This is a genomic window from Acetobacter vaccinii, from assembly GCF_008365315.1.
Taxonomy (GTDB): domain Bacteria; phylum Pseudomonadota; class Alphaproteobacteria; order Acetobacterales; family Acetobacteraceae; genus Acetobacter; species Acetobacter vaccinii.
The window spans coordinates 1,891,092-1,914,713 of record NZ_CP043506.1 but is presented as its reverse complement, the minus strand read 5'-3'; the positions used below and the strand labels follow the sequence as shown (position 1 = coordinate 1,914,713).

The window sequence follows — 23,622 nt, the reverse complement described above, 5'->3', positions numbered from 1 at the left end:
TTTTCCCTACTACCTGACACCTCTCTTTATAGTTATGAGCCTGACAATGATGAGTATGCACAAGAAGGTACATCCCAGATGACAACATGGGGAGATTTTCAGGCTATCACGCAATTATCAGCGGGTCTTAACGTTGCCATATTAAGCTTTGTTGACATTAGCCTGCCTGCGATCAAGGAACGCCGCCGCGTATTTGCCAAAGCCCGCGAAGAGCTGGAAATTCATAGAAAGAACCCCCACAAACGTACAGCAGCGGAAAAAGACGACCATGCCCAAGCGGTTGGAGCCGTGGACCGGCAGCTCTTTGATTTATGGCGGGAAACTGCCGCCTTTGAAAGCGTTGAGGACTCCCTCATGCGTTCAACCGGGGTCTTCGGATTTTTTGGGGCGCTGCTCAGCCTTGGTCTTTTATGGTATTCAGCACTCCATTATAACGAAACCCTATCACGCACAGGCGAGATCCTGACTTTTCTTTCTTTTCTCTCCTTGGCGGGCGCTCTATGCGTTAATTTATTTACGGCGTCCAAGGCCTCAGCTTACGCAAAAAAATGCAATCAACTCCGCGAACATATGCGGCTACACCTTTAAGCATACAGTAAACCCACCAACAAACATGGTTTTCATATTTTCGGATTAGACACCTGACCACTCTATAAGGGCAGACTTTTATCACTTTAGCATATAAATATTTGGGCAGAGATTTTTGAGATACTCTGCCCAATGCAAAATTTACGTATTAAAAATCAGACACAACAGAAAAAAATATCGCACGCCGCTGTCCATATTGAGCCTGGTAAATACCAACGCCGCTCCCATCCCTAAGCTGGTAGCGTTTGTCAAAAAGGTTCATAACATCCGCACGCACTTTAAAAGCATGGCCCCAGGGTACTTTGGTAAAACTGTGCTGGTAGCCGATGTTAAAAACATGGTATTGTGGTTCTTTACTCAGGTTTGCAAAGCCACTCCGTAAGCCATAACCATAGACAAAATCGATATAGGCCATATCGTGCTGCGTCGTCCACGATGCACCTGCTGTTGCAGTATATTCACCCTGATGGTCAAGCTGTATGGCATGGTTCTTAATATAGGCCAACTCTGCCGTATCAAACTGATATTGTGCAGAATTTATGTCCTGAGCAGAGGTTTTAACGTAAGAAAAATTGCCAAATACAGACCATGGTCCATGCCGCCAGGAACTACCAAACTCAGCACCATAAACGCGACCACGCTTGTAACTGAATGGCGCAAGAATAACCGCACGACCAAACTGCCCAAGGTCTGTCAGATCATGCGCCCACTTGGCGTAGGCATCTAACGTAATCTGCCACGCAGGGGTGATGCGTTGTAGAATACCACCGTCTACATAATGAGACTTCTCGACCTTTGTCGCGTTATTGATCAGATTGGCAGCGGCATTGGTCGTACCTTCAAACTTCGCCAATGTTGAAGAATAAACATATTGAGGTGATGGCGGGGCAAAATAACGTGAATACCCAATATGCAGTGTTGTTGTGCTCGTTGGTTTCCAGACCATATTGGCCCGTGGGCTCAGTTGCCCTTCATTATCAAACGACGATGCAAAGCGGTCATAGCGAATACCATAATTAAATGTCAGCGTATGCGTGATCTTGTATTCATCCTGAATATAAGCACCTGCCTCGACAGACCAATTGCCGGTATTATCAATCAGGCGCACAGGCACGTTTGTGCTTTGATTACCTTGTGCATCAACAGGAAAAGCCAGAGTATTTGTATCCAACCGCTCGGACGTGTACTGCCCCAGAATACCCGCACGGAGTGTATGGTGGGGCGCTATGTCATACGACAGGTCAAACTGAATACCCCCGGTTGTGAAATCATTGACTTCATGCTCCGAAACCCCCTGATAAATCAGGTCCCTATCGCGATCAGGAGTGTAGTCAATACGACCATAACGAAAATACGGTGATGCCTGAAAATTCAGCTTGTTGGTGGTGCGTTGATAGGAAAGCACCGCGTAGTAATTCTGTTCGGTCTGGCTGTCATTCATCCGTGCCCAGTTCATGGACGGATCATGCGGGTTAACGCCAGCTACGTCATAAATAGTCGTGTAGTCGGGGCTATTGACATCAAATGTCTTGAATGAATTAGGAATTTGAAAATACGCGTACGACGCGCTGGTCAACAGCGTAACCCGGCTCACATCGTCAATATGATAGGACAGGTAAGAGAACGCTTTTTCCTGTTCCGTCTTATCATGCACAGCCCTGAACGTATTGCTTGGGTTTTCAATCCCGATATCATTACGATTAAACGACACGGTGGCAAAATAATCCAACCTGCCATGCTGGCTGCCAAGCTGCATGGAAGGCGTAAAGGTATTGTAGCTACCTCCATAAAGCGAAATCTGGTTGTGCTTTAAACTCTCCCCCGTCTTGGTGGTAACATCCACAACCCCGGCCGTGCGGAAACCGAACTGTGCAGGCAGCGTGCCGGTCAGCAAATCCACAGACTGGATGATGCGCGTATCCAGCTCCTGCCCAAACCCGTTCAAGCCCTCAGGCAACAGGACACCGTTAACACGGTACGTCAGCCCTCCGTGCTCGCCCCGCACATGCACCTCTCCATAACTATCCAGCACAACACCGGGCACGCGCAGGAGTATCTGGCTAAAAGCCGCATTCTGCCCTCCAGGAGTGCTCGCAATCTGGCGTTGATCAATTGTGTAATCGACCGCCCCCAGACCCGGAAAGATATGTGCACGCTCCCTGTTGAGATGACCGACCACATTAATCTGCTCAGGGGCAGCAGCTTCTGGTGTTTTCTCCGCTCGAGTGTCCTTCTTGCTCTGTTTATGGGACGACACAGACTTACGAGTTTCGATCGCAGGCTCCGGCTGTGCAACCTCATCTGCTTTTGCTGCATGAATGTAAAAGCAGCTCAAACCAACAGCGACACAGGAACACAGCATGGCCCGAGAGCCTGCGCAGAACTGGCCGCACTGATAGCCGAAGTTACGACGATAACGTCTAAGCTTGCATTTATAGCATTTGCTATGTTTTGAGATGTGCATAAGCGCGTGCTTCTTCTCTGTAAGAGGCCCTCAGGCAGGTTGATGTCAGAAAAGGGTATCGAAAAGCAGTTTGAAATTAAGAACCAGAATGACAGCCGCCACAGTCCATGACAGAGCTGCCAGTTTGCGGGAGATAACGAACTCGCCCATTTTCCGGCGGTCAGAAACAAACAAAACCAGCGGGATTACAGCAAAGGGCAGTTGCATCGACAAAATAACCTGGCTGAACAACAGAAGTTGCCCAACGCCGCTACTGCCATAAAGAGCTGTCACCGCAACAACCGGTATAATTGCCAGCCCACGTGTCAGCAGGCGGCGCGCCCAATGTGGGATACGCAGGCGTAAGAACCCTTCCATAATAATCTGGCCTGCCAGCGTGCCAGTAATGGTCGAGTTAGTCCCTGCCGCCAGAAGGGCCACAGCAAACAATGTGGACGCAATGCCCAGCCCCAGAATGGGCGACAGCAAACGATATGCGTCCTCTATTTCCGCAACATCCTGATGGCCTGTTGTATGAAAAGCTGCGGCTGAAACAATAAGAATAGCGGCATTAATGAACAAGGCCAGCATCAAGGCAATGGTGCTGTCCCATGTGGCCCAGCGGATGGCCTCGCGCCGTCCGGTGGATGTCGGAGCAAAAGCACGGGTCTGCACGATGGAAGAGTGCAGATACAAATTATGAGGCATGACCGTCGCCCCGATAATACCAATTGCGATATAGAGCATCTTGCTATTGGTCACGATCTCGGACGAAGGAAGAAAACCCTTCATTATCCCAGCCAATGGCGGAGCCGCAGCAACAACCTGAACCGCAAAACACAGAGCAATAATGCTAAGCAGGCCGATGATAAAGGCTTCCAGATAACGGAACCCCCTGTTCATTAAAAACAGGACGATAAAGGCATCCAGCACCGAAAGGCAGGCACCAGCCAGCAGCGGTATGCCAAAGAGCAGTTGTAGCGCCACGGCTGTGCCTATGACCTCAGCCAGATCACAGGCAATAATCGCCAGTTCACAGGCCAGCCAGAGCATGATGTTTACAACAGGCGGAAAATGGTCACGGCACGCCTGCGCCAGATCCCGCCCTGTGGCTATGCCTAGCCGCGCCGAAAGGGCTTGCAGCAAAATTGCCATCAGGTTTGACAGCATAATGACAGTCAGCAGCGTGTACCCAAACTGCGCGCCCCCTTGCAGGTCTGTCGCCCAGTTACCGGGGTCCATATACCCGACCGAGACCATATAGCCTGGCCCGACAAAGGCCAGAAAGCGCCGGAACCAGGAGGCATCGGCAGACGGAAGCCGCACGCTGGCAAAAACCTCCGGCAGGCTATTGCTATCGCCCTCAGTGGGCTTGGCAAAGCGCCAGGGCGCATTCTTTACGGTGGAATCAGGCTTATTGGCAGGGGCAGGATGGGTCATTGTTCAGCAGTTAATCGTATCCCTCTCAAATATGCAATATGCTATATTAGAAAGCTTATGCAATTTACCGTGCCCGCAGTTTCCATATTCTCCCGATCATGATATTCAATACAGAATATAGTATTCCTTCTGGAATAATCCTTCCGCCACAACATGATATGGAAGTGTCAGGCCTATGAGCACCGCGACAAAACAGCATGTGTCCCGCAAGAACACGCCTGATACGCTGCCAGATGCCGAAACACATTCCGAAGGGTTCCGAGCCAACCGTGCTGCCAGACAGAATGCTCTGGTTGAAGATTATGTGGAACTGATTGCCGACCTGCTGGATGAAGACCAGGAAGCCCGCCAGGTTGATTTGGCAGAGCGGCTTGGAGTGGCCCAGCCAACAGTTGCCAAAATGCTGAGCCGGCTTGCAGAAGAAGGGCTTGTCGCCCGCAAGCCGTACCGTGGTGTTTTTCTGACCCTGGCAGGCCGGGAGATGGCTGAAACGGTCCGCGCCCGCCACAGAATTGTGGAAGCATTCCTGCTGGCTCTAGGTGTCAGCCCTGAATATGCACGTATTGATGCCGAAGGGCTGGAGCACTATGTCAGCGCCGAGACGCTCGATGCGTTCCAGGTTGCGATGAATGCCGGCCTGGACCAGTTTATGCTGGCTGCCAGAAACAGCAGCGCGCCAAAGCCATGACCTCCTGACCGGCTAGATGTCCTTAGGTATTTGAGAAGGACTGACACCAAAGCTGCGTTTAAAAAGTTTTGAAAAATGTGAACTGTTTGAGTATCCAACCTGTAGAGCCACATCGGTCACACTCATCGTATGACCTGCCAGCAAAGACTTGGCGTGATCCATACGCAACTTTTGCAAAAACCCATATGGGCCTGTTTGATAATACTTCCGAAACCCGTCTTTCAGCCGTTTTTCAGACAGTCCGACACGTTGGGCCAACAGCTTGATGGTCCAGGGCTCGGCCAGATGTGTGGTCAGCAAGGCAGCGGCTTCCCGCACACAGGTTTCATAACGCCCGACCTGACGCCATGAGGTCTGGTCCTTATTGTCTTCAAACGCTTCCAGAACCTCATCAAGCAGACAGAGTGAGAACCCCTCCAGCATGAGCGAACGCCTGCCATCTGCTGCGGCTGTCCGTAATGTGCGTGCGGTTGACCCGAGTGTAAGAGTCCGCGACAGGCGCGTCATCCAACCTGCGGCTTTCCCGATGATCTGAACTGGGTGGTGGTAAGCCCCTGCCCTTGCAAGAAAATTGGGCGTTAGCTGCTCCAACAGTTCAAAACTAACCCTTAGTTCCAGACCGCTCAGTTTTTGCCCTGCCGTAAGGGAGAAGGTTGTTTCTCCTGACGCCTGATTGCATGCGACTATGACTTCTCCTGTTTGATAGCACAAACGTGGGGAGGCCGCTTTGTCTGCATAATGCCGGAATGTGCCGTAAGCCTGCCCCTCTGTAATCAGCACAATGACGAGTTGAGGAGGAGCCGTAAATGTCCCTGTAAAATCTCTTCGGGCATACAGGTCGAACACTCCCAGTTCCAACCCTTCTCTTAGTCGGAATGTCCGCATTGTGCCTTGCAAAGCCGCCTCACGGCCCAGGCTGTTGACGTCTTTATAATAAGACGGAGAAAACGAGCCCGCTTGCCTCATGTGAGTGCGCGACACGCGCGACGAAATCTCTACGGACATGAGCGTCATGGCTCCATGAATGAAAATAATAAGAATGATTATCAATTACAGGACCGGATCGCAACAGTCTGGTTCGATCGCGGTGGCGGGATCTTTTTTCCCAGATCATGACAGAGGACCTCGGCCCACACACCGGAACAGATCAAAGCCCTGCCATGCCCTCTTCATCAGACCTGCTAGGCCTTGCTGCTCTTGCCGCGCGTTATAGACCACGCCTGCAACTGGCAGTCCTTTTTGCAGCCCTGACAGCCCTGAGCACACTGGCCCCCCTTGTTGTGCTGAACCAGCTTTTCCATGCTCTTTCAACACCACAGGCAACCCGGACAGCGCTCCTCCTGCTCCCTGCTATTTTTCTGCCCTTTCTATGTCAGGGTGCGACATCTGTTTTTTGCCACACATTGGCATTTGATATCGTGGGCGACCTGCGCAATGCTATTTTAAAGCTTACACAGCATCTACCCTCTTTTTATGTCAGCCGTCATGCCGCAACGCTCAAAAAACTGACAACAGACGACAGTGCCGCGTTCGAAACCGCTATTGCCCATACGTTGCCAGATGCCATTGTCTGCCTTGTTACTGTTCTAGTCAGCCTTGTTTTTCTGACAATTATTTCTCCCATCATGGCCATCGCCAGTATCGGGCTGCTTCCCGTTGCCGTTTGGGCATGGCGACAGGTCGGTCGTGTGGCATCCAGCAATGGACGAGCCTGGTATCTGGCGGACCTGAGAATAAACCAGAACATTATGGCCTGCCTTGCAGGGCTGATCACGCTCAAGGTTTTTAATCGTCCGCCCAGTTCTCTGCCCCCTCTGACACGCTCTTTGCAAGAGGCTGCCAATCTGGCGTGTGACATGACACGCCGCTCTCGGCGCGCCTATGTCATGCTCTTTACATGCGTGGGCACAAACCTGCTGCTGGTGCTGCCGTGCGCCATGCTCTTACATGCCTCCCACCGTCTCAGCCTGCCTGATGCTCTCTTTACCATTCTGCTCGGAATGGGGCTGATGGCTCCCCTGCAGCGCCTGATGTTTGTTTCCAGCACACTCCCACGCTTGCAGGCGACGCTCAGGCGCCTGCAAGAGTTACAGGCTGAAGGAGCGCAGCAAACAGCCCCCCAGCCATTTCAGGCACCAGCAGACAAGCAATATGATGTTGTGTTTGAAAACATCACGCTCGAACGCTCTGATCGTGGTGACATTCTGAGTGCCTTCTCACTGACATGCCCTGCCGGGCAGGTTACCGGCATTGTCGGCCCCAGTGGTGCGGGCAAAAGTACAGTTCTACAGCTTGCAGCAGGCAGCCTGAAGCCAACCACGGGGCGGGTGCTCATTGGGGGCACCGACCTTGCCAACCTTGCGCCACACGCTATGGGCCGTCTGGTTTGTCCTGTGTTCCAGCAGCCATTCCTTCTCGGGCGCTCCCTTGCTGACAACCTGCGCCTGTCACAACCAGACCTTACAGTCAGTGAAATAACTGATGTTCTGGCAACCTGTGATCTCACAACCTGTATAAACCGCTTCGGTCTGGACGGCTCTATCGGGCGCAATGGTGCTTATCTTTCCGGTGGTGAGCGCCAGCGTCTGGCCATTGCCCGCGTCCTGATCAGTCAAGCCCCTGTCATTCTGCTTGATGAACCAACAGCTTTTATTGATCCAGAGCGTGAGTTCCATATCCAGCAGGCTCTAGCCCGCGCTCTTAAGGGCCGGACAGTTCTTATTGTGGCTCATCGGCTTGTTACTGTGCGGGATGCTGCACAGATTGCTGTCATGGAGCACGGACGAGTCACGTCTTTAGGCAAGCACGAAGACCTTTTGAAAAATTCAATACTTTACCAAACCTATGCCCAGCATCAATTTGCCTATGGAGCCATGCCATGACGGGCTATTATGCTCTTCTGAGACGCAACCTCATGGCTGACCCTGCCTTGCGGGCCGGACTTGCCTACGGACTTGCCTCTTCGGTAACTGAAGCTGCGGCCTATGGTCTGTTGCTCGCCAGCGTCCAGTGGATGGCTACGGGACACGACAGTGTGGGACTTGCCCTCACTCTCCTGCTTGCTCTGGCCAGTATTTTTGGCCTGCAATCGCTGTTTCGCGCACAGGGGTTGGTCAAAGACTTTACCGGCACCTACCGGACCATGGCTCAAATCAGGCTGGACCTGCTTGATCACCTGGTTCGTTTGCCAGCACAGCGGCAGTTACCAGACCAGCGCGCCAAATTGCTGGAGTTGATGACAACCCGCTTTTCTGCCGTGCAGGATATTTTTACCCACCTGTGGGGCATGGTCATTCCTGGCATGGCTTTGCCCCTGCTGCTTCTTGTTCTGGTTGCATATGTCTCAGGCTTGGCGGCCATCATCCTCCTGCTCAGCTTGCCCGCTGTTGTCGGTATGATGCTCTTTGCATTCCGCTTGCTGGACAAAGCCGATGCAGGACTGGCCTCTGCCCAGGAAACCTATGCCGAGGCCTCACTCACCCTTCTGGAAGGCGCTCATGAAATCCGCTTTCTGGACCCTCACGGGCAAATATATGCCCGTGCGCAGACTGCAACCCACCAGTTAAAAGCCGCACAAATGGCGCTGGAAGTCGCTCCTGCTCCCGCCATTATAGGCTACGCCCTTGCCGCGCAGACTGGCATGGCACTGGCTATTCTCGTTATTGTTCTGGGCTTCCAGAAACAGGACATTTCCGTAGGGTCTGCTTTTGCTGCTCTTATTCTGGCCTATCGCTTCAGCCGATGCATCACCGATCTGGCAGGCCAGATTGCAGGCCTGCGCTTTGCCAGAAATACGCTCCAACGTATAAGCCAGATTATGGCGCGGCCCACTCTAGAGGACCCCAAGCACGCATCAAAACCTGATGACTTTGAAATCAGGTTTTCAAATGTATCTGCAACATTTGATGCAGAATACCCCATGCACGGCGGCCTTGCAGCCATTGACGCGACCATACGACAAGGCAGAAAAATCGCCCTTGTTGGTGTCTCAGGCTCTGGCAAAACAACGCTCGCCCATCTAGCTCTTCGCCTGCAGGATGTTGGTGCCGGGGCTGTCACAATCGGCGGCATTAACCTGCGCAACATGCATCACGACACGCTCAGCAATATTATGACGCTGGTGCCGCAGGATGTGCACCTCTTTGAAGGCACGCTGGCAGATAATATCCGCCTCGGCCGACCAGATGCCACTGATGCTGAGGTTCTGTCTGCTCTAAAACAGGCCGAGGCTCACGCGTTTACCCAACGTCTGCCCAATGGCCTGATGACAGACATTCAGGTGGCCGCAAGCACTCTCTCAGGAGGTGAAAAACAGCGCCTGGCTATTGCACGTGCCCTACTCATGAACACCCCAATCGTGGTGATGGATGAGGCAACCTCCCAGCTTGATACACATAGCGAAGCCGCTATCCGCAGCACGCTGCACCATATCGGACCTGACCGCACACTTCTGACAATAGCCCACCGTCTGTGGATCGCACAGGACGTTGACGAAATCTGGGTCATGGACAACGGCCGCATTATAGAGCGCGGCCCCCATGACACTCTTATGGCGTCTGCCAACACCTATGCCCGGCTCTGGCACGCTCAACAGCAGCCACGCTGCTGGACAACCCCCGATGCCCCACTGAACTGAACCCTATTTGCGTGGAACAACCAGACATGCCTTACCATACACATCATACATCAGCACGGTGGCATCACACTCTTTGCAAAAGCCTTATGGCAGGGGGTGTTCTTGTCTCCTGTTCTGTTCATGCAGAAACGACAGTTACAAAACAGAAGGAAACTGTCGCAAAATCAACACCAGAACACGTGGATGTGGTCGGTATCCGTCAGCCCCGCCGCTTGGATCAAACAGGCACCAGCGGCCAGTTTGTGACCAGTAGCCAATTGCGCCAGAAACAGGTGCGTGACACCAATGACCTGGGCCGTGTGCTGCCGGGACTGCAAATTCAAAATTCAGGCAGTTTCCTCTTCCCCGCCATTACGGTACGGGGCATTACTTCAGCACAGGACCTCTACCATCCGGCAACGACGTTTTATATAGATGATGTTCCTGTTCTGCCGATCAATGCCATGCAATCCCTTGTGGATATCGAGAGCGTGCAGTTCTTACGCGGCCCTCAAACAGCTTTATACGGGCAGAGTGCCGAAGGCGGTGTGGTCGACATTACAACGCGCCAACCCGGCGCACGCCCTCATGCCTCATTCGAGGCAGGAGCAGAAAGTCGCTATGGCTACCATGTGACGGGCACAGCCGATGGTACCATCCTCAAAGACTGGCTTTACGGCTCCATCGCCCTGACATCTCAAGACCAGCAAGGGAATATCAGCAACCCAGCCACTGGATCAAAACACCTTGGCGGTTTTGAAAGCCGCGGTGGGCGCGCTACCCTGCGCCTTGCCCCGACAGACCACCCCTGGGAGGTGTCTTTTAGCGTTGATGGAGCATGCAGCTATGGCAGCCAGGATGTTTATGTGGGCTTCAACAACCTTCAAAATCGTCAAGTTGCCAGTGCCGTGCCTGGCACACCGGACCCACGCCTGAGCCGTTGTGGACACGATGAATCCCTGCGTGGTCTTTACCACTTTAATGGCTGGAAACTGACCGCCATTGCCTCATGGCAGGACAGCAGTATCAGCCGTTCCTTTCCTTACTATTCCTATATTTCAACCCAACCAGAACAGTGGAGTGCCAACACTCAGGAGCTACGCTTTGGCACAGAAGGCAAGCACCGTTTTTATGATGTCGTAACTGGCTTTTACCACCAGACAACCTATCAGGACCGCACAAGCCAGACGGCAGCTTATGTGCCCAGTTATATTCCCTACCCTCTGACCTCGTCTCATAATCGCTCAGAAACTGTTGCTCTTTACGGCAATGTTTACTGGCACCTCCTCAAAAATCTGGACCTTGGTATGGGTGGGCGCCTGTCGCGGGATATGGCCAGCATAGCGTTCAACTCCACCTATGGGGGGCAAACACTGTATACAGGCGCCAAAAGCCGTAACCAGAACATGAGCCTTGGCAATATCTCGCTTGATTATGAGGCTTTACCGGGCTGGCATCTGCATGGTCGCATCAGCCAAGGCTACAAGCCCGCTGGATTTAACTACGCCCCGACAAGCATTGCCGATGCCACGTCCTACAACCCGGAGCGAGAGTTGAGCTACGAAATCGGAAGCATTTACAGACAGAAAAACTTTTTTGCAAGAGCAGGGTATTTTTACAATAACCTCCAGAATGAGCAGGTTTATGTTGGTCCTGCTGGTTACCAGACCATTGCCAGTGCCGCACGGGCCCATGCAAGTGGTGTGGAAGGAGAAATACAGTGGGAATTCAAGCCCGGATGGAGCATTGGTGCTGACGGCAATCGAACACTCTCCAAATTTGATAGTTTCAACGATGGCGCGGGCAATAATTACGCTGGCCTGCGTATGCCTTACGTGCCTGAGTTTATGGCGGCTGGACACCTCTCGGCCCGTTTCCAGACAGGCTTTGGTCGTATTGAACCTGGGCTGGACCTGCGCGTAACCGGTCCTCAATATTTTGATATCACAAACCAGCTTAAACAACCGACATACGCGCAGCTCGATTTAAGAACTACCTGGACCTTGGGCACACGTTACGAGGTTATGCTCTACGCCAACAATGTGACCGACAAGCTTTACCGGACCTATGCCTTTACCGGCCCAGCTGGAAATGTCGCACAGATCAGCTTTGGACGAACAGTTGGATTTAACCTGAAAGTGGCTATTGGTGATTCTCCAAAATGACAAGCCATACTGTTAGAGACAATCCCCTCAACACGGGAGTTCTCGCTGCCATCTGGGGCATCTATATTGCACAGGGGGCACTGGGGGGACTGACCTTTGCGGGATTACCCGTCATTCTGCGTAGTCAGCATATCCCATTAGAAAAAATTGCTCTGCTCTCTTTGGTTATGCTTGTGTGGGCTTTCAAATTCCTGTGGGCACAACCTGTTGAAAGACTGCGTATTACGACCAGTGGCCGCAGGCGTTCGTGCCAGATCATCCTGATAGGTGAATTTTTTATTGCCAGCATTTTATGTGTGATTGCATTTTGGCCTCCTCAGTTGCTCTCCGGCCTGTTAGCTCTTCTTCTATGCGCAGCCTTTTTTGCAACTGTCGTGGATATTGCCTGCGATGCATTTTTGATTGAGCACATTCCCGCAACACAGCGTGAAAAAGGTAACATGGCACAGGTCGGCGGTGCTTATCTCGGCCTTGTTATTGGTGGAAGCCTTTTTACAAGTCTCTTTGCAAAGGTCGGGTGGCATCTGGACTGCTTTATTATGGCTTTCCTGATAGTATTTTTGACTATTCCAATGTTTTTTGGTCACCATGGCGATAATGAAAAAGTCTTTCCATTTTCAAAAACAATACGTCCGAATATCCTGAATTCTTTCAAGAGAGGCGAAATATGGTGTGGGATTGCCTTAACAATAACCTACGAGATGAGCGGCCGTCTGGTGCAAGGACTGACTGGACCTTTTTTAGTTGATCATGGGGTGTCCCTGAGTATCGTCGGTCTGTTTAACGGCAGTGGCGGTGTTATTGCAGGGCTTTGCGGCACGGTCGCGGGGGGCCGCCTTGTACGTCAGGCAGGTGCCAAAAACGCCATGTATGTACTTGCCACCTGTCACATCATTGTCCTGTCAGCACTTTTATTATCACTGATGCTTCATGCCCTGCTTTTACCTGTTTTTCTTTGCCTCTTCATTATTGAAGCCGCCCTAATGGCAGCCAGCTTTGTTGCCAGCTACTCCCGGTTGATGGCCTTTACCGCCACACATCAACCCGGCATAGACTTCTCACTTTTTCAAAGTGCAAGTGCCATAACAGCCGCTTTACTTGGAGGAACAGGGGCTTTTCTGGCCGGGAAAATAGGGTACGATAAGGTTTTTCTCATAGCCGCAATATCGTCCTTTATAACGTTAGCCATTCTCCCATTCATCAATACCTGTGTTCTAAAATATCTGCCGTCAAACAAGGCTTGAACACTATCAAAACAACCAAACAGGATGGTAAATATGCTCCATTACCCCCCCTTACTATCCTATTTTTCCCAAAAACTGTTTATAGAAAAGACCATCTGTAAGTCTCATGGTCTTTTTCAACCCTACCCACTGACGTTAGCGGAAAATGGGACGTGAATACGGTCGCATCATGTCTGGCGGCATACTCCAAAGCCCACTGACGGGAGGCCATAGCCAATTGCGGGTTTGCATCAAACACTGCATTCCAACCTGGTTGGCTCACTTGAACGGGATGGTGCATGACATCCCCCGTAAAAAGCAGATGCTCCGCCCCAGACCGCAGAACGATAGACGCATGATGGGCTGTATGGCCTGGTGTTGAGTGAAAAGACACTCCTTCCAAAACCTCCTCTCCACTCACATCAATCTGGTCGGCAAGGCCACAGGCAACAATCGGATCTATGCTATCTTCTCGCGTTATAAAACTGGTCTGATTACGACCGTTATTGTTCGCCGGATCTTTAAAAAACTGATATTCCTCCTTAGAGAAGAGATATCGTGCATTGGGAAAAGTTGGCACCCAACGATCATTTTCCTTACGCGTATTCCAGCCAACATGATCAACATGTAGATGTGTCAGAAGCACAAAGTCGATCTCTTCAGGCTGAATACCAGCCTGCCTCAGGTTGTTCAGCCAGCCAGTGTGCAGATGGTCAAAATGGGGTGCCGCCGGGCGTGGCTTGTCGTTCCCTACACCAGTATCAACAAGGATCTTTCGACCACGATCTTCTATCAACCAGGCATGAATGCTCAAGGGCACTTTTGTTTGCGTTATATCCAATACTTCATTGTATTGTGGATAGCATTGCACGGCACGACTGCTATCCCACTCTGGCAATAATTGCTCCGGGGTCAGGACAGCCAGCACTGTGTCCTGAATTTTGGTAACCCGCGCAGCCCCCACCGCATGCCATTGCCCCGCTGTCATAATGAGACACCAGCGGCCAGTTCCGGCGGCAGCTCCCCTGTTGCGTGGTCTGACAGACAGCCGAACAGAGGGTCCCATTCCTCAATCCGTAATGCACAAATCAACCCCTGCACGGCAAAAGGGTCATTTGCAACCATCTCTTCAATCTGCTGCATGGTATCTCCCTTCATGATCAGAAAACCCGATCGCAACGGTGTGTTTCTCAACGGGCCAGAGGCCAGAAGCTTCCCTTCCTGTATCAACCGCTGGAGATACAGAATATGCGCTCTAACGTGCTCCCCCCACCCTGCCCCATCCGGGTGATCCATACGAACAAGATAAACAGGCATGTTGCAATCCTCCGGGCAGAAAAGCGTGCTTGCTCTTCCTTGGAAAACTCAAGCATATTCACCCTGCCTGAGATATAAATCCTCAAAAAACCACATCAGTCACAACTTAGGGTGATGAATGCTCGACCGTCTGACCAGCATGAAAGTTTTTATCAAGGTGGTGGAGTTGGGTTCTTTCGCTGCCGCTGCGCAGTTTCTGGCATTATCTCCTCAGATGGTTGCAAAGCACATAGAAGCCCTGGAACATCACCTTGGCACACGCCTGCTACATAGGACTACGCGTCGGCAAAGCCTGACAGACATAGGCCGCCTCTACTGCGAACAGTGCCATCTTGTGTTAAACGCTGCCGAACGGGCAGACAGCCTGGCAGCCGATACGCTCGGCACCCCGCGCGGGACACTCTCAGTCAGTGCCCCAGTCACGTTTGGTCGCACAGTGTTTGCCCCTTTCCTCAGCAACTTTCAAAAGAAATATCCTGAGATACACATCCAGCTTTCACTTACCGACCAACTGGTGCACCCAACCATGGATGGCTACGAGGCTGTCATCCGTATTGGCACGCTGGATACCGACCTGACAGTCATCAGCCGCCCACTTACGGCCTATCACCGTATTCTATGTGCTGCTCCGGCCTATCTTGCAAAATACGGCACCCCAATGATGCCTGAAGACCTGAGCAACCACCAATGCCTTGTTTACGAAAACGCAGCCGGAGCAGCAACGTCATGGGCACTTTCCCGCGGAAGCTCTAAACGATCCATCACCATTTCTGGCAAGCTTCGTTGTAATGATTCCAGTATCCTTCAGTCTGCGGCTCTCGCGGGAGAGGGTATTCTCCTTGGATATGCGCAAGCCTTGCAGCCCGACATGGAGAAGCAAAACCTTGTCCGTGTTTTACCTGAGTGGACAATAGCTAACCGCCCCATGCATCTCCTTTACAATGCAGGCCCGATCATGACGCCTAAGCTGAGAATGTTCGTCACCGAGGTCCAACGCGCCTTTCCGCCATAAGCGCCACTGTCGTAATATATTTTTCAGCAGAAAAACCCAGTATCCCGGTCATTTACCAGCCTTGCTCTGTGGGCAGCACGAACAGTTCAGCTACATCCATCCGCTCAGGTGCTTTAAGAGCAAACAGAATACTCTCAGCGATATCCTCTCCCTCTAAAAACGTCATCGATGCAGCTAGATCATCCATCTGTTTGCGATACTCAATATCCGTGATCTGTTCATAGAGTTCCGATTTGACCGCCCCAGGCTGAATGCATGTGACACGAATATTATGCTTGGGACCAATTTCCATACGCAGCCCATCCGAAAATGCTGCAACAGCCGCCTTGGTGGCACAGTAAACTGCAAGACCTGTAAAAACTTTTCTTCCCGCTATCGAGGACATATTGAAAATATGCCCTGACTGTTGCGCCATCATATGCGGAAGCACCGCTGCTGTCGCATTCAACACACCCGAGATGTTGACATCCACCATCCGCTGCCATTCATCCACTTTCAAACTATCAACGTTTGACAGCGGCATAAGCCCCGCATTGTTGACCAGAACATCCACCTGCCCAAAGTGATGGATTAGCGTCCCAACCGCTGTCTTGCAGGATGCTGGGTCAACAACATCTGTTGGCAGGGCAATGACTTTCCCTCCCGTTGTCGTAATATCTGCCACAAGTTCTTCCAGACGGTCTACACGTCGGGCCGCTAATCCAACGATCATCCCTTCCAATGCAAGCTTGCGTGCCGTTGCTGCCCCGATACCGCTGGAAGCCCCTGTTACAAGAGCCACTTTCCCTGCAAGAGTCATAGTTTTCCTCAATATTTTTTTAAAAACTGGAAGTTTGAGGAAAAATATTTAGCGTATACAAAAATCACGTGCGTTAGAGCTCTTGCTAAAACCATTGTAAGTTTGCTCTAAAACTGAACGGGTTTATCAACCACAAGGCCAAACCAGATGCCTCTCCTGCATCGTCCACCCTTACAAACTGCAAGTTCGGCACTGGAACAGTATCTTCCTGGCCAAAAAATCATTCAGGCCACAGGTGATGCCTGGAATGATGCACAAGCACAGATTTTTTCTCGTGCTCTTCAGGAAGAGGAGATTCTTGTTCCAGCCGTATCAGACCCGCTTCTGGTATGGGTTATATCTGGAGAGGCCATCATCGAAGAACGGGAAACGGCAGGAGCATGGGAGCGAAGTGAAGCATCCCCTGGATCATTTTTTCTCACTCAAACGGAAGCCCCCTATCTGATGCGCTGGAGACCCACGACAGAATATCCGTTTGAAGTCCTCCATCTCTACCTTGGTCCTGACCTGATCAATCGGACAGCCCGTTCTTTGGGGCTTAATCCGAACCGCTGTCGCATGCGCGACATCTCTGGTGCACAAGACCCATTGATATCAGGAGTTCTCGGTGGTCTGACAACTGAAATACAATCTCCGGAACCGGCTAATATTGTATTTGTAAAAGGGCTTCTGGAAAGCCTGACTATCCACCTTCTACGCTCTTATACAAAGACGGACTCCATCCCATACAAAGCCACAATGCATTTACCAGAATGGAAACTCCGCAAAGCACTCGACCATATCGAGACACATCTTACAGAGCCTTTTAATTTAAATATTTTAGCCAGTCTGTGTGGAATGAGCCGCTTTCATTTCAGCCGCTCTTTCCATCATACTATGGGGCACAGCCCCTCACACTGGTTCATACAACGCCGGATTGAGTTGGCAGCAACGCAACTCCGACAAACTGATATGTCTATTCTCGAAATAGCCTTGTCTGTAGGCTATGAAAGCTCGAGTCACTTTTCGCAGGTTTTTCGCAAAACAAAGGGCATAAGCCCGCGCGCTTATAGAAAGCGTTAAAGGGTGCATAAAATACCGAACATCCACGGTCACCATAATGCATTTATTATCTGAAATTTCTTCATCACGCACAGAGTGAATTTAAAAAGAGAAATTATAGATAATATAATAAATAAGCATATATTAAGGAAAATATTCCTAAATTTAATTTCAAAACCCAGCTTCAGAATTGCCTGACAAAGAAGGCCATTTTATACTCGATATTAGTCAAAAAAAGATATTCGTAACATTGACTTAAAAATTTAGAAACCGGAGCGTTATAATGCGTTTTAAAGCTAAATTGTCCCTGGCAACACTGGCAATTCTGACAGCAGCACCAATGACAACCTACGCAAGCAGCGTTCATACCAAATGGGAGCAGTTTAAAGCTGGCAGGGCCTTCCATCATCTCTCTGAAGATGGCCAACATGCTCTGGTCGATATTATTCAGGCACGCAAAGCACTTGCCGCAGGCAATACCGAAGCTGCAATCCCTTTCCTCTATGACGCACAAAAACGCCTGGTTGCCGCAAGCAAAGCAGCCACAAAGTTTGATGCAGCCGAAAACCAGCTTCAACCCGCACCGCAGCGCCCTGTTTCTCCGTCTCACACGCCGCTGACAGGGACGACAACGTGGGTTCCTGTTGGTGGTGAATTTATTGCCACCGAAACCTTCTCACCAGAAAAAAAAGCAGCCGTTGCCACCGCAAATGGGCAACTTAACGCAGGCCAGCCAGACAAAGCCGCGCAAACACTACAGCTTGTCGGCGCAGATGCTGACTTCATTATTGCACTGGCTCCGTTGGCCCAGACACAGGGTGCGGTCAACCGGGCAACAGTCTTTACCGAAGGCAAGCAGACTGCTGAGGCAATTGCAGCCCTTGACCAAATCCCAGATAGCCTGGTGTTTGTCTCAGAAAATTTTGCTGAATCTGCCTTACCGCAAAGCGGCAAAACACCCACAAAAAGCAGCCACTAACAACTTAAACGCGTTAGCCTCTTATCCTCAACGATTGAGAGGCTGACGCGCTATGACGATATTTCTATCTGCTGCTTGGCAGCCTCTTGAGTTTCGAGGCCGATAAAAAAGCTCCGTCGTCAGTTAAGCAGTCAGTCATCCAATCAAGCACGTTAGCCATTTATAACTAATGGGAACGTGGACCGCTTGAATTGGACTGCACTCAGCATAGACCCTGCTGCAAATTCTTTACCCAAGATAGTTTCCCAAGCTAGAAGGCATTCTAGGCTTGCCGTTCTGCACATTTTTGAAAATGTCCCAAATTGCTATCGGGATAAAAAAGTCAGTACCAGCACGCAGGAATAAGCAACTTTGCTGCAAAATTGGAATGGATAGCCCCTGCTATCTTCCAGACCGGCAAGCTTGATCTTAGGCGGTTCAAACTCAGCACTGACCTGTATGCTCGCGATCACCCACAAAAGAAGAACTTTTACGGAACGCCATCAGGAAACGTAAGGACCTGAATGATCAGGGTTTTTGATTTTTTGTAAATTATTGGGGTTTTGGCGGAGAGGGAGGGATTCGAACCCTCGGTACGATTGCTCGCACAACGGTTTTCGAGACCGCCCCGTTCGACCGCTCCGGCACCTCTCCAGCATGTAGGGGGCTTATAAACAGCCTCCGCCACCGATGCAAGAGGCATTCGTACGCTTTAAAACTATTGACGACTCTCCCCCTGTCGCTCTAAAGCCCCACTTAATCCACAAAGATGGAAGCATGCCACCGCCTACCGCGTGGCCAAAGATGAAAAAGCGATCAGACTCTTCGCCTGTGTCAGCAGGCACCGCGAAGGTCAGGGATTCGGAAAGAGAGTAGAGTTTATGTTCGCAGTTATCCGCACAGGCGGCAAACAGTACCGGGTCGAGCCCAACATGGTGCTGAAGATCGAAAAGCTGGAAGTCGAAGCTGGCGCCACCATCACTTTTGATGAAGTTCTGGCTGTCGGCGGCGAAAACGGCTCCAAGATCGGCGCACCCACAGTTGCTGGCGCACTGGTAACGGCCACTGTCATCGCTCAGGACCGCCTCAAGAAGGTCATCATCTTCAAGAAGCGCCGTCGGCAGAACAGCCGCCGCAAGAACGGTCACCGCCAGCCGGTTACCGTTGTGCGCATTCAGGAAATCAACGCCGCCTGATTCCCCACAAGGGAATACACGCGGTCAGGACCGAGGAGGATTTAGGTCATGGCACAAAAGAAAGCTGGCGGTTCATCCCGCAACGGGCGCGACAGCGCCGGACGTCGTCTTGGCGTCAAGAAATTTGGTGGCGAGCAGGTTATCGCTGGCAACATCATCATCCGTCAGCGCGGCACGAAGGTGAAGGCTGGCCTGAATGTTGGCGTCGGTCGTGACCACACGCTGTTCGCGCTGGTTGACGGCAACGTTCGCTTTGAACGCCGCACCGAAGGCCGCGTGCATGTTTCTGTTGACGCGCTGCCCCTCGCGGCTGAATAAGCACACGGGCTTTTCCAGCACGCGGCCCCCGCGTGACTGGACCTAGTGACAGGGTCGGGCCGTAAGGTTCGGCCCTTTTCACGTTCCGGGCCGGGAGGTATGGCATGAAGTTTCTGGATCAGGCGAAAATCTACATCCGTTCAGGTGATGGCGGAGATGGTGTGACTGCCTTCCGCCGGGAAAAATATATTGAATTCGGCGGGCCGGACGGCGGCAACGGCGGGCGCGGTGGCGATATTATTTTTGAAGCCGTCCCCAACCTCAATACGCTGATCGACTTCCGCTATACGCAGCATTTCCGTGCCCGTAAGGGCGGTAATGGTGCAGGCTCGGATCGCACAGGGGCGGCCTCCTCCGCTGTTGTCATCAAGGTGCCTATTGGCACCCAGATCATGGATGATGACCGCACAACCATGCTGGCTGACCTTGATGAGGCCGGTAAACGTGTGACCCTGTGCCGTGGTGGCGATGGCGGTTATGGCAATGCCCATTACAAAACCAGCACCAACCGCGCCCCCCGCCGGTCGGACAAAGGCTGGCCGGGTGAGGAACGCTGGGTGTGGCTGCGCCTGAAGCTAATTGCCGACGCCGGGCTTGTGGGGCTGCCCAATGCGGGCAAGTCCACCTTCCTGTCTGTTGTTTCGGCTGCGCGCCCCAAAATTGCGGATTATCCGTTTACGACCCTGCACCCACAGCTTGGTGTTGTGCGCCTGTCTATGACAGAAGAGTTCGTGCTGGCGGATATTCCGGGCCTGATTGAAGGGGCTCATGAAGGCACGGGCCTTGGCGATCGTTTTCTGGGCCACGTGGAACGCTGTGCTCTGCTGCTGCATCTGATCGACGGTGCTGCTGGCAATGTGGTTGCCGCATGGCGCACAATCCGCCGGGAACTGGAAGCCTATGATGACGATCTGGCAGCCAAGCCCGAAATTATTGCCCTGAACAAGACAGACGCCATGACCCCGCGTGAGGCATCCGCCCGCCGGGCAGCGCTTGAAAAAGCCAGTGGCGCTCCTGTCCGACTGATTTCGGCCGCTACGCGGGAGGGTATTCCCGAGTTGCTGCGGCTGATCCAGGATCAGGTCAATCAGGCCAAGCAGGACGCCAAACAGGCGTCCTGAGCCCACAGGCACGCAGCAACCTCCGCAGCAGGTTTATCCCATGAGTGCAACACCGCCCTGCCCTTCCCTGAGCAACGCCAAACGCCTGGTTGTCAAAATCGGCAGTGCACTGGTGGTGGACCCACACAAAGCCGCCCCCCGGCAGGAGTGGCTGGCCAGTGTGGCGGAGGATATTGCCCTGCTGCGCCAGCAGGGTACTTCGGTCACTGTTGTTTCCTCCGGCGCGATTGCTCTGGCCCGACATAGCCTTGGCATGACAGAGGGCGTCCTGCGACTGGCGGAAAAACAGGCAGCCGCAGCCGTTGGCCAGATCCGCCTTGCGCAGGCCTGGAGCAACGCCCTGTCTGCCCAGAGCCTGACAGCCGCGCAGTTGCTGCTGACGCCAGAAGATACGGAAGACCGCCGCCGTTACCTGAATGCACGGGCAACCCTGAAAACCCTGCTGGAACTGGGCTGCGTGCCGGTCATTAACGAAAACGACACCATTGCAACGGCAGAAATCCGCTTTGGTGACAATGACCGTCTGGCGGCCCGGGTCGCCCAGATGACAGATGCCGACCAGCTTGTACTGCTGTCTGATATCGACGGGCTTTACACAGCCGACCCCCGCACCAACCCCGAGGCGCGCCATCTGCCGATTATTGAGACTCTAACCCCCGAGATCGAAGCCATGGGGGGCGCGCCCCCGCCGGGCTATTCCTCCGGCGGTATGCGTACCAAGCTGCTGGCTGCGGGTATTGCCACACGGTCTGGCTGCGCCATGGCAATTGCCATTGGCAAAACCCTGCACCCTCTGAAAGCCCTGATGGATGGGGCACGCTGCTCGTGGTTTCTCCCACAGGCGCAGACTCCGACAGCCCGCAAGCAGTGGATTGTTGGCAGCCTGAACCCTGCCGGAGAAATTCTTGTCGATGATGGTGCGGCCGCCGCACTACGGCATGGCCGCTCCTTGCTCCCTGCCGGGGTACTGGCCGTGAAGGGTGATTTTTCCCAAGGTGACCTTGTGGAAATTGTTGAAAATGGTGGCCGTGTTCTTGCCCACGGCCTTGCCGCGCATGATGCGGAGGATACCCGCCGTCTGGCTGGCCACCACTCAACCGAAACCAGTCAGCTCCTTGGTCGCCCTGGGCGTGGAGAAATCATCCATCGGGATGACCTTGTCATGCTCTGACACCCGCACCCTTTGTCACGGTCGGGGTTTACTGACCCTGTGCCCGTGACATTGCCGGGTTCTGCCATTACGCTTGGCTATCATTTCCGCTTTTTGCAGTGACTGGCCATGCTCAAGAATTTTCTCCCTTTTGGCAAACAGGATAAGGCTGATACCTCGGCCTTGCAGCTTCCTGACTCCATTCAGGCCATTCATCAAAAGGCACTGCTTGGGTATCATCTTGAGCAGGTTCTGTGGGGCAAGGCCCTGCTTAACAGCACGTTCATGCCCCCCGACCCGCAGCAGGCCATCATCTGGTTTACCATGGCCGCCAATGCAGGCTACGGGCCAGCCCATAACATGCTGGGGCGATGCCATCACTTTGGCTGGGGGTGTGACAAAAACCTGACCGAAGCCGCCAGCCACTACGCCAAAGCCGCCGAACTGGGTGATGAGTGGGGGCACTACAACCTTGGCATCCTGACCATGCGCGGGATTGGCATGCCCCAAAACCTGCCCAAGGCTTTTGACCTCTTCCAGACCGCAGCCAACAACAACCACGCCAAGTCCATGAATATTCTGGGCCGCTTTTATGAAGAAGGCTGGGTTGTTGGCAAAGACGTGCAGGCTGCCCACGCCTGGTACCAACGGTCAGCCGAAACAGGGGATTACCGCGGATGCCACAACCACGCGACGGTTCTGGCTGAACGTGGCCAGTTGGAGGACGCTCTGGACTGGTGGGACAAAGCCCTGCCCGATGCAACCTCCGACATTCTACTGGCTATGCAGCGTAGCCTGAGCGCTCTGGACATGCCACGCGCCCGGACCCTGCTGGTTGCCACCCAGGCCAGACTGGCTGCCGTGCTCCCAGCAACGGAGAACACACCGGATACAAACGCACAGGGCTAAGTAACCCGCCTTGTTTCAGGGGGCGGGCTGCCCGGGCCAGTTCAGAACTGGTTCCGCACGACCTGTATGGTCGTCATAACGTGGGGTGGACTGGCCCAAAGTCGCCGCGCGGGCTGGGGCCTCGCGCGAAAAATCGGGCCTGTAGGCAGGCTGGTTAGCATCAGGCGCTCTCTGCCGACGCAAAATTTCCTCTGCCGTTTCCTGCCGCTCGGGTTCCTCCTCATGCCAGGGCATGCGTTTGGAAGCGACCGATGCTGGCTCCATAACCGGCACAGGAGGTTCGGCCTGCCGTGCCTCATACGCGTCGGAAACACGCGGTGTCCGCAGCTCCGGAAAAATCGGCACTTCCCGCACCACAGGCGGCTTTTCTGCCGCCTCCCACGGGGTGGCACGAATCTCCTCCACCACAGCGCCTTCTGGCGCTGCCAACCCCTGTGGCGTGGCAGCGGTGCGCATACCCAGAGAACGCACTGCGGCCTGGAGCTCCTCAACCTGCAAGGACAGTTCGGTCAGCCTGCCTTTCACGCCAAAAACCGCAAAAGGCATCATCATGAATGCAAGCCCGAACATAAGCCCGCAAGCCAGTACCAGCAGTTGGCCCCACAGGGGCATCCATTCCGGAAAAGACAGAGACATCAT

Annotated in this window: 21 protein-coding genes and 1 tRNA gene; 14 read left to right on the top strand and 8 right to left on the bottom strand. The window is 52.9% G+C overall.

The annotated features are described in order from the left end of the window. Positions 1-78 precede the first annotated feature (78 nt). Positions 79-588, top strand: coding sequence for a hypothetical protein (locus FLP30_RS08585; RefSeq protein WP_149279453.1), 510 nt, complete (start codon positions 79-81; stop codon positions 586-588). A gap of 148 nt (positions 589-736) precedes the next feature. On the opposite strand, the gene FLP30_RS08580 is transcribed toward FLP30_RS08585, so the two are convergent. Both FLP30_RS08580 and FLP30_RS08575 read right to left on the bottom strand, forming a co-directional pair. Next, a complete protein-coding gene (locus FLP30_RS08580) occupies positions 737-2,950 on the bottom strand; it encodes a TonB-dependent receptor (protein ID WP_149279452.1) in 2,214 nt (737 codons plus the stop codon). A gap of 147 nt (positions 2,951-3,097) precedes the next feature. Further along, positions 3,098-4,471 (bottom strand): Nramp family divalent metal transporter, encoded by a 1,374-nt coding sequence (locus tag FLP30_RS08575; RefSeq protein WP_149279451.1) that lies wholly within the window; start codon positions 4,469-4,471, stop codon positions 3,098-3,100. Between the two features lie 175 nt (positions 4,472-4,646). Between FLP30_RS08575 and mntR the strand changes: the two genes are divergently transcribed. Continuing rightward, positions 4,647-5,159: a manganese-binding transcriptional regulator MntR gene (gene mntR / locus FLP30_RS08570; RefSeq protein ID WP_149279450.1), complete on the top strand. Its 513-nt coding sequence runs from the start codon at positions 4,647-4,649 to the stop codon at positions 5,157-5,159. A gap of 12 nt (positions 5,160-5,171) precedes the next feature. Here mntR and FLP30_RS08565 read toward each other — a convergent pair whose 3' ends face one another. After that, positions 5,172-6,164, bottom strand: coding sequence for an AraC family transcriptional regulator (locus FLP30_RS08565; protein WP_168200074.1), 993 nt, complete (start codon positions 6,162-6,164; stop codon positions 5,172-5,174). A gap of 155 nt (positions 6,165-6,319) precedes the next feature. Between FLP30_RS08565 and FLP30_RS08560 the strand changes: the two genes are divergently transcribed. The 4 genes from FLP30_RS08560 to FLP30_RS08545 are packed head-to-tail and all read left to right on the top strand — an operon-like array spanning position 6,320 to position 13,183. Next, positions 6,320-8,041 (top strand): ABC transporter ATP-binding protein, encoded by a 1,722-nt coding sequence (locus FLP30_RS08560; RefSeq protein WP_168200073.1) that lies wholly within the window; start codon positions 6,320-6,322, stop codon positions 8,039-8,041. After that, positions 8,038-9,795 carry an ABC transporter ATP-binding protein gene (locus FLP30_RS08555; RefSeq protein ID WP_149279447.1) on the top strand — a complete coding sequence of 586 codons (1,758 nt, stop codon included), beginning with the start codon at positions 8,038-8,040 and terminating at the stop codon, positions 9,793-9,795. The genes FLP30_RS08560 and FLP30_RS08555 overlap by 4 nt, the downstream gene beginning before the upstream one ends. Before the next feature lie 26 nt (positions 9,796-9,821). Beyond that, complete coding sequence (locus FLP30_RS08550) at positions 9,822-11,939, top strand: TonB-dependent receptor (protein ID WP_149279446.1); 2,118 nt, start codon at positions 9,822-9,824, stop codon at positions 11,937-11,939. Continuing rightward, positions 11,936-13,183, top strand: coding sequence for an MFS transporter (locus FLP30_RS08545; RefSeq protein ID WP_149279445.1), 1,248 nt, complete (start codon positions 11,936-11,938; stop codon positions 13,181-13,183). Before FLP30_RS08550 ends, FLP30_RS08545 begins: the two co-directional genes overlap by 4 nt. Before the next feature lie 79 nt (positions 13,184-13,262). On the opposite strand, the gene FLP30_RS08540 is transcribed toward FLP30_RS08545, so the two are convergent. Continuing rightward, positions 13,263-14,150, bottom strand: a complete 888-nt coding sequence (locus tag FLP30_RS08540) for an MBL fold metallo-hydrolase (protein WP_149279444.1) — start codon at positions 14,148-14,150, stop codon at positions 13,263-13,265. Next, the gene (locus FLP30_RS08535) at positions 14,147-14,479 is read right to left on the bottom strand and encodes a YciI family protein (protein ID WP_149279443.1); all 333 of its coding nucleotides are present in this window, start codon (positions 14,477-14,479) and stop codon (positions 14,147-14,149) included. The genes FLP30_RS08540 and FLP30_RS08535 overlap by 4 nt, the downstream gene beginning before the upstream one ends. 118 nt (positions 14,480-14,597) lie before the next feature. Between FLP30_RS08535 and FLP30_RS08530 the strand changes: the two genes are divergently transcribed. Beyond that, positions 14,598-15,491, top strand: a complete 894-nt coding sequence (locus tag FLP30_RS08530) for a LysR family transcriptional regulator (RefSeq protein ID WP_149279442.1) — start codon at positions 14,598-14,600, stop codon at positions 15,489-15,491. Between the two features lie 52 nt (positions 15,492-15,543). On the opposite strand, the gene FLP30_RS08525 is transcribed toward FLP30_RS08530, so the two are convergent. Further along, complete coding sequence (locus FLP30_RS08525; protein ID WP_149279441.1) at positions 15,544-16,290, bottom strand: SDR family oxidoreductase; 747 nt, start codon at positions 16,288-16,290, stop codon at positions 15,544-15,546. 147 nt (positions 16,291-16,437) lie between these two features. Here FLP30_RS08525 and FLP30_RS08520 point away from each other — a divergent pair, with 147 nt between their 5' ends. Further along, the gene (locus FLP30_RS08520; protein ID WP_149279440.1) at positions 16,438-17,352 is read left to right on the top strand and encodes a helix-turn-helix domain-containing protein; all 915 of its coding nucleotides are present in this window, start codon (positions 16,438-16,440) and stop codon (positions 17,350-17,352) included. A 262-nt stretch (positions 17,353-17,614) separates the two neighbouring features. Beyond that, a complete protein-coding gene (locus FLP30_RS08515; protein ID WP_149279439.1) occupies positions 17,615-18,310 on the top strand; it encodes a YfdX family protein in 696 nt (231 codons plus the stop codon). A 543-nt stretch (positions 18,311-18,853) separates the two neighbouring features. On the opposite strand, the gene FLP30_RS08510 is transcribed toward FLP30_RS08515, so the two are convergent. After that, a tRNA-Ser gene (locus FLP30_RS08510) sits at positions 18,854-18,943 on the bottom strand. A gap of 227 nt (positions 18,944-19,170) precedes the next feature. Between FLP30_RS08510 and rplU the strand changes: the two genes are divergently transcribed. The 5 genes from rplU (at position 19,171) to FLP30_RS08485 (ending at position 22,983) form a co-directional block, all read left to right on the top strand. Then, a complete protein-coding gene (gene rplU, locus FLP30_RS08505; protein WP_149279438.1) occupies positions 19,171-19,485 on the top strand; it encodes a 50S ribosomal protein L21 in 315 nt (104 codons plus the stop codon). Between the two features lie 48 nt (positions 19,486-19,533). Further along, entirely contained in the window at positions 19,534-19,803 is a 270-nt protein-coding gene (gene rpmA / locus FLP30_RS08500) for a 50S ribosomal protein L27 (protein ID WP_149279437.1), read from the top strand. Between the two features lie 104 nt (positions 19,804-19,907). Next, the gene (gene obgE, locus FLP30_RS08495; protein ID WP_149279436.1) at positions 19,908-20,924 is read left to right on the top strand and encodes a GTPase ObgE; all 1,017 of its coding nucleotides are present in this window, start codon (positions 19,908-19,910) and stop codon (positions 20,922-20,924) included. Between the two features lie 40 nt (positions 20,925-20,964). Continuing rightward, positions 20,965-22,095, top strand: coding sequence for a glutamate 5-kinase (gene proB, locus FLP30_RS08490; protein WP_149279435.1), 1,131 nt, complete (start codon positions 20,965-20,967; stop codon positions 22,093-22,095). A 108-nt stretch (positions 22,096-22,203) separates the two neighbouring features. After that, positions 22,204-22,983, top strand: coding sequence for a tetratricopeptide repeat protein (locus FLP30_RS08485; protein ID WP_149279434.1), 780 nt, complete (start codon positions 22,204-22,206; stop codon positions 22,981-22,983). A 15-nt stretch (positions 22,984-22,998) separates the two neighbouring features. Here FLP30_RS08485 and FLP30_RS08480 read toward each other — a convergent pair whose 3' ends face one another. After that, positions 22,999-23,622, bottom strand: a complete 624-nt coding sequence (locus FLP30_RS08480) for a hypothetical protein (RefSeq protein WP_149279433.1) — start codon at positions 23,620-23,622, stop codon at positions 22,999-23,001.